This is a genomic window from Streptomyces otsuchiensis, assembly GCF_004305975.1.
Taxonomy (GTDB): Bacteria; Actinomycetota; Actinomycetes; order Streptomycetales; family Streptomycetaceae; genus Streptomyces; species Streptomyces otsuchiensis.
Map to the genome: position 1 here is coordinate 1 of NZ_BHZI01000179.1, position 12,319 is coordinate 12,319.

Below are 12,319 nucleotides of genomic sequence, written 5' to 3' on the forward strand. Positions count from 1 at the left end.
CTCCCGCCACGCGCCCCCGGCCACGCGCCGCCGTCACGGCCGGCGGCCGCCCGACCTCCGACCGAACCACGCGCCTCACCCGGCAGCCCAGGAGACGACCATGCACCAGCCGCCCGCGGCTCGGCTCACCGCCGAGGCGGTCACCCTCGCCTACGACCAGCGGGTGATCGCCCGGGACCTCACCGTGGACATCCCCGACCGGTCCTTCACCGTGATCGTCGGGGCCAACGCCTGCGGCAAGTCGACCCTGCTGCGTGCCCTCGCGCGGATGCTGCGGCCGACCGCCGGCAGCGTGCTGCTGGACGGCGAGGAGATCGCCTCCGTGCCGGCCAAGCGCCTGGCCCGGCGGCTCGGGCTGCTGCCGCAGACACCGATCGCCCCCGACGGCATCACCGTGGCCGACCTGGTCGCCCGCGGCCGCTACCCGCACCAGGGGCTGCTGCGCCAGTGGTCCCGCGACGACGAGCGCGTCGTCCGGGAGTCGATGGCCGCCACCGGCGTCACCGAACTCGCCGACCGGCACGTCGACGAACTCTCCGGCGGCCAGCGGCAGCGGATCTGGATCGCCATGGCCCTCGCGCAGCAGACCGAACTGCTCCTCCTCGACGAACCCACCACCTACCTCGACATCGCCCACCAGATCGAGATCCTGGACCTGTGCGCGGCGCTGCACGAGGACGAGGGACGCACCCTGGTCGCCGTGCTGCACGACCTCAACCACGCCGCCCGGTACGCCACCCACCTCATCGCGCTGCGGGACGGGCGCGTGGCCGCGCAGGGCCCGCCGGACCAGGTGATCACCGCACCCCTGGTGGAGGAGGTCTTCGGCCTGCCCTGCCGGGTCATACCCGACCCGGAGACCGGGACACCACTGGTCATTCCCGCTGCCAGGCGGCGTGCGAGGGCCGTCAGCGGGTAGCGTCGGGGCATGGACGACCCCACCGCCGCAGCGGTGCCCGCGACCCCGCCCGGCGGGCGGGTTCCCCGGCCCGGCCCGCGCCCGACGCCCGCCCCTCCGACGGCGGCCGGAGAGGCGACCACCGTGCGGGCCGACCCGGGTGCCCGTGACGGTGACGGCGGCGCCGGGCCGGGGGACGACGGTCCCCGCCCGCTCGGCATCGGCGTCCACCCCACCGGCCACCAGGCGGTGGACGCCGCGCTCGCGCGCCTCGCCGACGCCGACCACCTCGCCGTCCCCGGTCACCTGGAGGTGTACGAGGATGTACACCGCGGACTGCGGGACACCCTCGCCGCCCTCGACCGTGCCCCCGGACCCACCCCGGACGGCGCACCGCACCGGCCGCACCACCCCAGGAGCTGAAACACCCGTGGCAGCAGCGCCCCGCCGCCGGCTGAGCCGCCTCGACGCAGAGCTGGTCCGCCGCCGCCTGGCCGAATCCCGGCCCCACGCCGGGGAACTGGTGGCCGCCGGACGGGTCACCGTCGACGGCAGCCGCGCCGCGAACCCGGCCACCCAGGTCGCCACCAGCGCCGCCGTGGTGGTCAGGGAACCACCGCCGGGCGAGGAGTACGTCTCGCGCGGGGGACACAAACTCGCCGGTGCCCTCGCGGCGTTCACGCCCCACGGACTCAAGGTCGCCGGCCGCCGCGCGCTGGACGCCGGGGCCTCCACCGGAGGCTTCACCGACGTGCTGCTGCGGGCCGGCGCCGCCCATGTGGTCGCCGTGGACGTCGGCTACGGCCAGCTGGCCTGGTCGCTCCAGTCGGACGAGCGGGTGACCGTCCGGGACCGCACCAACGTGCGGGAACTGACCCCCGACCACCTCGACGGCCGTCCGGCCGAGGTGATCACCGGCGATCTCTCCTTCATCCCGCTCGGGCTGGTCCTGCCCGCCCTGGTTCGCTGCGCCGCGCCCGACGCCGACCTGGTGCTGATGGTCAAGCCCCAGTTCGAGGCAGGACGCGAACGGCTCGACGGCGGCGGCGTCGTGCGCGACCCCCGGGTCCGCGCCGAGACCGTGCGGACCGTCGCCGCCCAGGCGGCTGCTCTCGGGCTCGGGACCGCGGGCGTGACGTCCAGCCCGCTGCCCGGCCCCTCGGGCAACGTCGAGTACTTTCTGTGGCTGCGTGCCGGGGCGCCCGAGGCGGACCCGGCCGACATCGACCGTGCCGTGACGGAGGGCCCCCGTTGACCACGACCGAACGCACCGTACTCCTGCTGGCCCACACGGGCCGGCCGGCCGCCGTCCGCAGCGCCGAACTGGTGGTGCGGGGCCTGGTGGCCCACGACCTCCGCGTGCGCGTGCTGGCCGAGGAGGCGCCCGACCTCCCGCTCCCCGAGGGGGTCGACCGGGTGACGGCCGGACCCGAGGCGGCGGACGGCTGCGAACTCCTGGTCGTCCTCGGCGGTGACGGCACCCTGCTGCGCGGCGCCGAACTCGCCCACGCCTCCGGTGTGCCGATGCTGGGCGTCAACCTCGGACGGATCGGCTTCCTCGCCGAGGCCGAGCGGGACGACCTCGACCAGGTCGTCACACGGGTCGTCCGGCGCGACTACGACGTCGAGGAGCGGATGACCCTCGACGTACTGGTGTTCAACGACGGCACCGCCGCCGGCGAGCCCGTCCACGCCGACTGGGCGCTGAACGAGGCGTCGGTGGAGAAGGCGGCCCGGGAACGGATGCTGGAGGTGGTCACCGAGGTCGACGGCCGCCCGGTCTCCCGCTTCGGCGGCGACGGCGTCGTCTGCGCGACACCCACCGGCTCCACCGCCTACGCCTTCTCGGCGGGCGGGCCGGTGGTCTGGCCCGAGGTGGAGGCGCTGCTGATGGTGCCGATCAGCGCCCACGCCCTGTTTGCGAAACCGCTGGTCACGGCCCCGGGATCGGTGCTGGCGGTCGAGGTGCAGCCGCACACGCCGCACGGCGTGCTGTGGTGCGACGGACGCCGCAGCTTCGACCTGCCGCCCGGCGCGCGGGTCGAGGTGCGGCGCGGCACCGTGCCGGTGCGACTCGCGCGGCTGCACCGGGCGCCGTTCACCGACCGGCTGGTCGCCAAGTTCGCCCTGCCGGTCGCGGGCTGGCGCGGCGCACCCCGCTGAGGTAACCGGGAGAGCCGACTCGCCCTGGGTCAGGGTGAGTTGGTGACCCCCTCTCCCGTGGTGCACACGGGCGGGGGCCGGTCCGCACCGGGGTTGGCGTCGCGACACCGGCGCCGGACCTCGTATGGTCGTATCCGTGTTGGAGGAGATGCGGATCAAGGACCTGGGCGTGATCGACGACGCTGTCGTCGAACTGTCCACCGGCTTCACCGCCGTCACGGGCGAGACCGGAGCGGGCAAGACCATGGTGGTCACCAGCCTCGGCCTGCTGCTCGGCGGACGCGCGGACGCCGCACTGGTACGGGCCGGCGCCGCCGGTGCCCTCGTGGAGGGACGGCTCCGGCTGCCACCCGACGCCCCGGCCGTCCACCGCGCGACCGAGGCGGGCGCCGAGCTGGACGACGGCGCCCTGCTCATCAGCCGCACCGTCTCCGCCGAGGGCCGCTCCCGCGCCCACGTCGGCGGGCGGTCGGTACCCGCCGGGCTGCTCGCCGAACTCGGCGACGGCCTCGTCGCCGTGCACGGCCAGACCGACCAGCAGGGACTGCTGCGGCCCGCCCGGCAGCGTGAGGCGCTGGACCGTTACGCCGGCGCGCCCGTCGCCGAACCGCTCGTGGAGTACGGCGAGGCGTACCGGCGCCTGCGAGCCGCCACCCAGGACCTCGCCGAACTCACCGAACGCGCCCGGGAACGCGCCCAGGAGGCCGACCATCTGCGGTTCGGCCTGGACGAGATCGCCGCCGTCGAACCCCGCTCCGGCGAGGACGCCGAACTCACCGCCGAGGCCGGCCGGCTCGGCCACGCCGACGCCCTCGCCACCGCCGCCACCGCCGCGCACAGCGCCCTCGCGGGCGACCCCGCCGACCCGGAGAGCATCGACGCCGCGACCCTGGTCGCCGGCGCCCACCGCGCGCTGGAGGCCGCCCGCTCCCACGACCCGGCGCTGGCCGCGCTCTCCGACCGGCTCGCCGAGGTCGGCATCCTGCTCTCCGACGTCGCCGGCGACCTCGCCGGATACGGCGACTCCCTCGACGCCGACCCCCTGCGGCTGGCCGCCGTGGAGGAGCGCCGGGCGCTCCTCGGCGGACTCACCCGCAAGTACGGCGAGGACATCGACGCCGTGCTCGCCTGGGCGGAGAGCGCCCAGAACCGCCTCGCCGAACTCGACGGAGACGACGACCGGATCGAGGCGCTCACCGAGGAACGCGACGCGCTGCGCACCCGGCTCGCCATCCTCGCTCAGTCCCTCACCGACGGCCGGGCCGACGCCGCCAAGCGGTTCGCCGACGCCGTCACCGCCGAACTGGGCGAGCTGGCCATGCCGCACGCCCGTGTCCACGTCGAACTGCGCCGCACCGAACTCGCGGACGACGCCGACGCCGACGGCCTGCCGCTCGACGGCCGGCACGTCGCCTACGGTCCGCACGGCACCGACGAGATCGAACTGCTGCTGGCCCCGCATCCCGGCTCCCAGCCCCGTCCGGTCGCCAAGGGAGCGTCGGGCGGTGAGCTGTCCCGGGTGATGCTGGCCATCGAGGTCGTCTTCGCCGACGCCGCGCCCGTCCCGACGTACCTCTTCGACGAGGTCGACGCCGGGGTCGGCGGAAAGGCCGCCGTCGAGGTCGGCCGCCGGCTGGCCCGGCTGGCGGAGAGCGCCCAGGTGGTGGTGGTCACCCACCTGCCGCAGGTCGCCGCGTTCGCTGACCGGCACCTGGTGGTGGAGAAGACCAGCGACGGATCGGTGACCCGCAGCGGTGTCCAGACCGTGCACGGGGAGGGCAGGGTCCGCGAACTGTCCCGGATGCTCGCCGGGCAGGAGGACTCCGACCTCGCCCGTGCCCACGCCGAGGAACTCCTCGCCACCGCCGCCCGGCTCGGCTCCCGGCCGGACGGGTCCCGCGCTGCGCGTGACTGAGGCGCGGGGCCCAGGCCCTGACCGAAGAGCGGCGGCCCACGAGGCCCGGCCCGGTCGTCCGAGCGGGGGCGCGCGCTGGGGCACAACGCGCTGCGTCTTCCGCCGGGCGCGGCGCACCCGACTGACCCGGGTCGCCGTGCGCGCCCCGCGCCCGCCCCGCCCTCCGCTCCGGGGACTCCACGCCCCGGCGCGACCGTGCGGATGGCGCGCTTGGGCGCCGCCGGGGCACACTCCACGCCAAAGGCTCACCCTTGTGGGTGGCGGACAGTCACCACCGGGTGTGGAGCTGGCATCCTGGTGCCCCCGCCAACCGTCGGACCACAGGAGCAGACATCCGTGAGCGGCATCCCCGCACAGTCGCCCGGACCCAAACCACTGCATGTGCTCCAGCTGCTCGGCAGCGGTGGCGCCGGAACCGGTGATCACGTCCGTTCACTGACCTCGGGTCTGGTCGCGCTGGGCGTCAAGGTCACCGTCTGCGCGCCGGCTGCCGCCGAGCGCCACTACCGCTTCGCCGACGCCGGCGCGCGGTTCGCGACCCTCCCTGACGGCTCCCGGGCCCGCGCCGCCTGGCGCGCCCACTCCCTGGCCTCCCGTGCCGACCTCGTCCACGCCCACGGCATGCGGGCCGGCGCGGTCGCCGCGCTCGCCACCCGGGCCCGCACCGTGCCGTTCGTCCTCACCTGGCACGTCCGCCGGGACGCCCACGGCCCGACGGCGCCCCTGCGGGACACCACCGAGCGACTGGTGGCACGCGCCTCCTCCGTCGTGCTGGGCGCCACCACCGACCTGGTGGACCGCGCCCGCCGCCGTGGCGCGCGCGACGCGCGGCTCGCCCCCGTCGGTCTCGCCGCCGCGAGCCCGACCGGCGACGGCGACGCCGCCGCGACCAGGGCCGCCCGCTCCGAACTCGGCGCCGACGGCCGCCCGCTGCTGGTCGCCGCCGCCGCGCTGGAACCGGGACAGGGCCACGAGACGCTGCTCACCGCCGCCTCCCGATGGCGGGAGTGGGAGGTGCCACCGCTCGTCGCGGTGGTGGGGGAGGGGCCGCTGCGCCCGGAGCTGGAACGCCGGGTCGAACGGGAACGGCTGCCCGTGCGGCTCCTCGGCGACCGCCGCGACGCCCGGAGGCTGCTCGCCGCCGCCGACGTCGCGCTGAGCCCCGGCGCGTGGGACGGCCGCGGGCTGACCGCCCAGGAGGCCCTGCGGGTCGGCGTGCCCCTGGTCGCCGCCGAGGTCGGCGGACTGCCGGGGCTGGTCGGGGACGCCGCCGTGCTGGTCCCCGCCGCCGCGCCGGACGCCCTGGCCGACGCCGTCACCGCGCTGCTCGCCGACCCCGGCCGCTGCGCCGCCCTCGCCGCCGCCGGCCGAGGACTCGCCGGGACCTGGCCCACTGAGGACCACACCGTCGCCCATGTCCTCAGCGTGTACGACGAGTTCGCCTGAGAGCGGGCAGAGCCGCCCAGGTGCCGGCCCGGTGCCGCTCCGGCGGAGGTGCGCCGGAGCGGCACCGGGGGTGCCGGGCTACTTCCGGTTGGCCCAGATGTTCACGCCCGGGGTCGAGAGGGCGTAGGTGTCGATCTCCGCGAGCTCCTCCGCGGTCAGCGGCGCCGCCGACAGCGCCTGGAGGTTCTGCTCCAGCTGCGCGACGCTGGAGGCGCCGATGAGGGCCGACGTCATCCGCGGATCGCGCAGCACCCAGGTCAGCGCCATCTGCGCGAGGCTCTGACCGCGCCGCCGCGCGATGCCGTCCAGCCCGCGCAGCCGGCCCACCAGGTCCTCGGTCAGCAGCCCCGCGTCCAGGGACGTCCCCCGCGCCGCGCGGGAGTCCGCCGGCACGCCGTCGAGGTACTTGTCGGTGAGCAGGCCCTGGGCCAGCGGCGCGAAGGAGATACAGCCCATGCCCTCGCTCTCCAGGGTGTCCAGCAGGCCGTCGTCCTCGGTCCACCGGTTGATCATCGAGTAGGAAGGCTGGTGGATCAGGGGCCGCACGCCCATGCCGCGCAGGATGGCGACCGCCTCCGCGGTCTGCCGCGCACCGTAGGAGGAGACACCGACGTAGAGCGCCTTGCCCTGCTGGACCGCGGAGGCCAGCGCGCCCATCGTCTCCTCCAGGGGCGTGTCCGGGTCGAAGCGGTGGGAGTAGAAGATGTCGACGTGGTCGACCCCCATGCGGCGCAGCGACGCGTCGAGCGAGGAGAGCAGGTACTTGCGCGAGCCCCACTCCCCGTACGGGCCGGGATGCATCCGGTACCCGGCCTTGGTGGAGAGCACCAGCTCGTCGCGGTAGGGCGCGAAGTCCTGGCGCAGCAGCTTCCCGAAGTTCAGCTCGGACGACCCGGGCGGGGGACCGTAGTTGTTGGCGAGGTCGAAGTGGGTGACCCCGGCGTCGAACGCGCGGCGCAGGATGGCCCGCTGCGTGGCGAGGGCCCGGTCGTCGCCGAAGTTCTGCCACAGGCCCAGGGAGATCTCCGGCAGCCGCAGGCCGCTGTGGCCGCTGCGCCGGTAGGTCATCGTGGAGTACCGCTCGTCGGCCGCGGCGTACGGTCCGCTGGCCCTGTTGTCCGTCATGGTGCCCTTCCGTCGGCGGTGGTCCGTGGTGGTCGGTGGCCGGCTGATGTCCGTCGCGGCCCTGGCGGCCCGTTCCGGCGCGGCGCACGCTCGTCGTACCGCGCCGCCGGGGCCCGCCGGGGCCCGGCCCGGCCGCCGGGTGATCCTAGGCGATCACCGGTGCCGCGTCCCGGGGCCACGACGGCCGGAGGCCACCCGTCTCGCCGCCGCGCACACGACGAAGGCCCCGCCACGGTGTGACGGGACCTCGGTCGAATCGGTCGGCGGCCCGGCGGGGCCGCCCCGGGCGGCTCAGCCCCCGTAGGCGCCGGACGCGGTCAGCCGCAGAGCGGTGTCGACCAGCGGCACATGGCTGAACGCCTGCGGGAAGTTGCCGACCTGACGCTGTTCGTGGGAGTCCCACTCCTCGGCGAGCAGACCCAGGTCGTTGCGCAGGGCCAGCAGCCGCTCGAACAGGCGGCGGGCCTCGTCGACCCGGCCGATCATCGCCAGGTCGTCGGCCATCCAGAACGAGCACGCCAGGAAGGCGCCCTCCTCGCCGATCAGGCCGTCCACACCCGCCTCGTCGCCCTCGGCGACGGGGTAGCGCAGGATGAACCCGTCCGGCGTCGACAGCTCCCGCTGGATCGCCTCCACCGTGCCGATGACACGCTTGTCGTCCGGCGGCAGGAAGCCCATCTGCGGGATGAGCAGCAGCGAGGCGTCCAGCTCCTGGGAGCCGTAGGACTGGGTGAACGTGTTGCGCTGCGGGTCGTAGCCCTTCTCGCACACGTCCCGGTGGATCTCGTCGCGCAGCTCCCGCCAGCGCTCCAGCGGGCCGTCCACCTCGCCGGACTCGATCAGCTTGACCGCGCGGTCCACCGCCACCCAGGCCATCACCTTGGAGTGGGTGAAGTGCCGGCGCGGGCCGCGCACCTCCCAGATGCCCTCGTCGGGCTCGTTCCAGTGCCCTTCGAGGTAGGTGATGAGCTTGAGCAGCAGCAGGTTGGAGTGGTCGTTGCGCGCCAGACCGGTCATGTGCGCCAGGTACAGCGCCTCCGTGACCTCGCCGTAGACATCCAGCTGGAGCTGGCCCGCGGCGCCGTTGCCCACCCGCACCGGGCGGGAGTTCTCGTACCCCGGCAGCCAGTCCAGCTCCGCCTCGCCCAGCTCCCGCTCGCCGGCGATGCCGTACATGATCTGCAGGTTCTCCGGGTCACCCGCGACGGCGCGCAGCAGCCACTCGCGCCACGCCTGCGCCTCCTCGCGGTACCCGGTCCGCAGCAGCGAGGAGAGGGTGATCGCCGCGTCCCGCAGCCAGGTGAAGCGGTAGTCCCAGTTGCGGGACCCTCCGATCGCCTCCGGCAGGGAGGTGGTGGGGGCGGCGACGATGCCCCCGGTCGGCGCGTAGGTGAGCGCCTTCAGGGTGATCAGCGACCGCACGACGGCCTCGCGGTAGGGGCCGTGGTAGGTGCAGTGCGTCACCCACTCCCGCCAGAACTCCTCCGTCGTCGCGAGAGCCTCCTCCGGCTCCGCGCGGGGCGGCGGCTCCTTGTGCGAGGGCTGCCAGCTGATGGTCAGCGCCACCCGCTCGCCCGGGCCGACGGTGAAGTCGGAGTAGGTGGTGAGGTCCTCACCGTAGGTCTCGGTCTCCGTGTCCAGCCAGACCGAGTCCGGACCGGCGACGGCCACCGTGCGGTCCTCGACCTTGTGGACCCAGGGGACCACCCAGCCGAAGGAGAACCGCATGCGCAGCGCCGAGCGCATCGGCACCCGGCCGCTCACGCCCTCGACGATCCGCACCAGCTGCGGCGCGCCGTCACGCGGCGGCATGAAGTCGGTGACCCGGACGGTGCCGCGCGGCGTGTCCCACTCCGATTCCAGGATCAGGGAGTCACCCTTGTAACGGCGACGCGTGGCGGGGGCGGGGTCAGCGCCCTCCGCGGGCGTGGGGCCCAGCAGCCAGCAACCGTGTTCGTCGGTGCCCAGCAGCCCCGCGAACACCGCGTGCGAGTCGAAACGGGGTAGGCACAGCCAGTCGGCCGATCCGTCCCGGCCGATCAACGCGGCGGTCTGCATGTCCCCGATAAGTGCGTAATCCTCGATGCGCCCGGCCACTGCGCGCCTCCAGTCGAACGTGTCTGCCGCCCCCCGTCGGTGGCGGAATTGCTATAGCCCCAGCGAGCGTCCGAGCAGCTTACGCGTCCGAACGGCCTCCCTCGTACGGTCGCGGCGGATTGTTCCGGCACGCGGACCGCGCGGCTCACGGACGGGACCGGGCCCCGAACCCCGCCCCCCGGTCACGCGCCACTCCCGACTCCAGTGTCACTGATACCCTGGTAGCCCGTGGAGCGGAGGACGCCAGAATCCCCGAACCGCAGCGACGGCACCCCGGGATCACCTGCAGGCGGAAGCCGTCGCGGAACCCACCTCGCGACCACGGGAGCCCCCTCTTGGCCATGCCGCGCAACACCCCGACGACCAAGCACATCTTCGTCACCGGAGGAGTCGCCTCCTCCCTCGGCAAGGGGCTCACCGCTTCCAGCCTCGGCGCCCTGCTGAAGGCGCGTGGCCTGCGGGTCACGATGCAGAAGCTCGACCCCTACCTCAACGTGGACCCCGGGACGATGAACCCGTTCCAGCACGGTGAGGTCTTCGTCACCGACGACGGCGCCGAGACCGACCTCGACATCGGCCACTACGAGCGCTTCCTCGACGTCGAACTCGACGGCAGCGCCAACGTCACTACCGGCCAGGTCTACTCCAGCGTGATCGCCAAGGAGCGGCGCGGCGAGTACCTCGGCGACACCGTGCAGGTCATCCCGCACATCACCAACGAGATCAAGCACCGCATCCGGCGGATGGCCGCCGAGGACGTCGACGTGGTGATCACCGAGGTCGGCGGCACCGTCGGCGACATCGAGTCGCTGCCGTTCCTGGAGGCCGTGCGGCAGGTACGGCACGAGGTCGGCCGCGACAACGTCTTCGTGGTGCACATCTCCCTGCTGCCCTACATCGGCCCCTCCGGCGAGCTGAAGACCAAGCCCACCCAGCACTCCGTCGCGGCGCTGCGCAACATCGGCATCCAGCCGGACGCCATCGTGCTGCGCGCCGACCGCGAGGTGCCCGTCTCCATCAAGCGGAAGATCTCGCTGATGTGCGACGTGGACGAGGCCGCCGTCGTCGCCGCCATCGACGCCAAGTCCATCTACGACATCCCCAAGGTCCTGCACGCCGAAGGGCTGGACGCCTACGTGGTGCGCCGCCTGGACCTGCCGTTCCGGGACGTCAGCTGGACCGAGTGGGACGATCTGCTGCGCCGGGTCCACGAGCCGGACCACGAGGTGACCGTCGCCCTCGTCGGCAAGTACATCGACCTTCCCGACGCCTATCTGTCGGTGACCGAGGCGATCCGCGCCGGCGGGTTCGCCAACCGCGCGCGCGTCAAGATCAAGTGGGTCACCTCCGACGACTGCAAGACCGCCGAGGGCGCCGCCGAGCAGCTCGGTGACGTCGACGCCGTCTGCGTTCCCGGCGGCTTCGGCGACCGCGGCGTGGAGGGCAAGGTCGCCGCCATCCGCTACGCCCGCGAGCAGCGGCTGCCGCTGCTCGGCCTCTGTCTGGGCCTGCAGTGCGTGGTCATCGAGGCGGCCCGCAACCTGGCCGGGATCGAGGGCGCCAACTCCACCGAGTTCGACCAGGCCACCACCCGGCCGGTGATCTCCACCATGGAGGAGCAGCTCGACATCGTCGCCGGCGACGGCGACATGGGCGGCACCATGCGGCTGGGTCTCTACCCCGCCCGGCTGGCCGAGGGCTCCATCGTGCGCGAGGTCTACGGCGGCGTCGCCCAGGTCGAGGAGCGCCACCGCCACCGCTACGAGGTGAACAACTCCTTCCGCGCCGACCTGGAGAAGAAGGCCGGCCTGGTCTTCTCGGGAACCTCCCCGGACAACCAGCTCGTCGAGTACGTCGAGTACCCGCGCGAGGTCCACCCCTACATGGTCGCGACCCAGGCCCACCCGGAGCTGAAGTCCCGGCCGACCCGCCCGCACCCGCTCTTCGCCGGCCTGGTCAAGGCAGCGGTGGCGCGCAAGACCGGACAGGAGAGCTGAGGCGTGACCGTGAGTGAGAGCGTGCGGGGGCAGGGCGCGGACATCCGTGACATCGCCGCCGAATGGCCCGTGACGGAGTCCGTCACCCCCTTCACCGGCAAGAAGACCAGCGTCCGCAGCGACCAGGTGCGGATGCCCGACGGCAGCGTCGTCGGCCGCGACTACCAGGTCCACCCGGGGTCGGTCGCCGTCGTCGCGCTCGACGAGGACGACCGCGTCGCCGTCATCCGCCAGTACCGGCACCCGGTGCGGCGCAAGCTGTGGGAGATCCCCGCCGGGCTGCTCGACATCCCCGGCGAGAACCCGCTGCACGCCGCCCAGCGGGAGCTGTACGAGGAGGCCCACATCAAGGCCGGGGACTGGCGGGTGCTGACCGACGTCTTCGTCAGCCCCGGCGGCACCGACGAGGCCGTGCGGATCTTCCTCGCCCGCGGCCTGGCCGAGGCCGAGGGCGAGCGCTACGCCGTCAGCGACGAGGAGGCCGACCTGCTCCACGAGCGGGTCGCCCTCGCCGACCTGGTGCGGGGCGCCCTCGCCGGGGAACTCCAGAACACCTGCCTCGTCCTGGGCGTGCTCGCGGTGCACGCCGCCCGCACCGGCGACGGGCTCGACGCGCTCCGCCGTGCCGACGCACCCTGGCCGGCACGCCCGTTCGACTGATACCGGTGCCCCCGTGGC

General features: G+C 74.2%; 10 protein-coding genes. 8 read left to right on the forward strand and 2 right to left on the reverse strand.

All coding sequences use genetic code 11. The features are described from left to right. Positions 1-100: 100 nt before the first annotated feature. The 6 genes from E0D90_RS17330 (at position 101) to E0D90_RS17355 (ending at position 6,422) form a co-directional block, all read left to right on the forward strand. Positions 101-919: an ABC transporter ATP-binding protein gene (locus E0D90_RS17330; protein ID WP_103500572.1), complete on the forward strand. Its 819-nt coding sequence runs from the start codon at positions 101-103 to the stop codon at positions 917-919. Positions 920-928: 9 nt separating this feature from the next. Continuing rightward, a complete protein-coding gene (locus tag E0D90_RS17335) occupies positions 929-1,321 on the forward strand; it encodes a hypothetical protein (protein ID WP_130799156.1) in 393 nt (130 codons plus the stop codon). Between the two features lie 7 nt (positions 1,322-1,328). Then, entirely contained in the window at positions 1,329-2,153 is an 825-nt protein-coding gene (locus tag E0D90_RS17340) for a TlyA family RNA methyltransferase (RefSeq protein ID WP_227870280.1), read from the forward strand. Beyond that, positions 2,150-3,061, forward strand: coding sequence for an NAD kinase (locus E0D90_RS17345; protein WP_103500574.1), 912 nt, complete (start codon positions 2,150-2,152; stop codon positions 3,059-3,061). The genes E0D90_RS17340 and E0D90_RS17345 overlap by 4 nt, the downstream gene beginning before the upstream one ends. Before the next feature lie 124 nt (positions 3,062-3,185). Next, positions 3,186-4,976 carry a DNA repair protein RecN gene (recN, locus tag E0D90_RS17350; protein WP_130799158.1) on the forward strand — a complete coding sequence of 597 codons (1,791 nt, stop codon included), beginning with the start codon at positions 3,186-3,188 and terminating at the stop codon, positions 4,974-4,976. A gap of 336 nt (positions 4,977-5,312) precedes the next feature. Beyond that, a complete protein-coding gene (locus E0D90_RS17355; RefSeq protein ID WP_130799159.1) occupies positions 5,313-6,422 on the forward strand; it encodes a glycosyltransferase family 4 protein in 1,110 nt (369 codons plus the stop codon). Positions 6,423-6,500: 78 nt separating this feature from the next. On the opposite strand, the gene mgrA is transcribed toward E0D90_RS17355, so the two are convergent. Both mgrA and E0D90_RS17365 read right to left on the reverse strand, forming a co-directional pair. After that, positions 6,501-7,547, reverse strand: coding sequence for an L-glyceraldehyde 3-phosphate reductase (mgrA, locus tag E0D90_RS17360; protein ID WP_130799160.1), 1,047 nt, complete (start codon positions 7,545-7,547; stop codon positions 6,501-6,503). 291 nt (positions 7,548-7,838) lie between these two features. Then, the gene (locus E0D90_RS17365; protein WP_130799161.1) at positions 7,839-9,644 is read right to left on the reverse strand and encodes a glycoside hydrolase family 15 protein; all 1,806 of its coding nucleotides are present in this window, start codon (positions 9,642-9,644) and stop codon (positions 7,839-7,841) included. A gap of 341 nt (positions 9,645-9,985) precedes the next feature. Here E0D90_RS17365 and pyrG point away from each other — a divergent pair, with 341 nt between their 5' ends. Together pyrG and E0D90_RS17375 are read left to right on the forward strand one after the other, a co-directional pair. Next, positions 9,986-11,641 carry a CTP synthase gene (pyrG, locus tag E0D90_RS17370; protein WP_130799162.1) on the forward strand — a complete coding sequence of 552 codons (1,656 nt, stop codon included), beginning with the start codon at positions 9,986-9,988 and terminating at the stop codon, positions 11,639-11,641. Positions 11,642-11,650: 9 nt separating this feature from the next. Further along, positions 11,651-12,301 carry an NUDIX domain-containing protein gene (locus E0D90_RS17375; RefSeq protein WP_227870281.1) on the forward strand — a complete coding sequence of 217 codons (651 nt, stop codon included), beginning with the start codon at positions 11,651-11,653 and terminating at the stop codon, positions 12,299-12,301. Positions 12,302-12,319: the final 18 nt, after the last annotated feature.

Excerpts from the sequence above, each read along its gene's own strand:
- E0D90_RS17335 (WP_130799156.1), top strand. The coding sequence starts at position 929 with ATGGACGACCCCACCGCCGCAGCGGTGCCCGCGACCCCGCCCGGCGGG.
- E0D90_RS17330 (WP_103500572.1), top strand. The coding sequence starts at position 101 with ATGCACCAGCCGCCCGCGGCTCGGCTCACCGCCGAGGCGGTCACCCTC.
- mgrA (WP_130799160.1), bottom strand. The coding sequence starts at position 7,547 with ATGACGGACAACAGGGCCAGCGGACCGTACGCCGCGGCCGACGAGCGG.
- recN (WP_130799158.1), top strand. The coding sequence starts at position 3,186 with ATGGTCGTATCCGTGTTGGAGGAGATGCGGATCAAGGACCTGGGCGTG.
- pyrG (WP_130799162.1), top strand. The coding sequence starts at position 9,986 with ATGCCGCGCAACACCCCGACGACCAAGCACATCTTCGTCACCGGAGGA.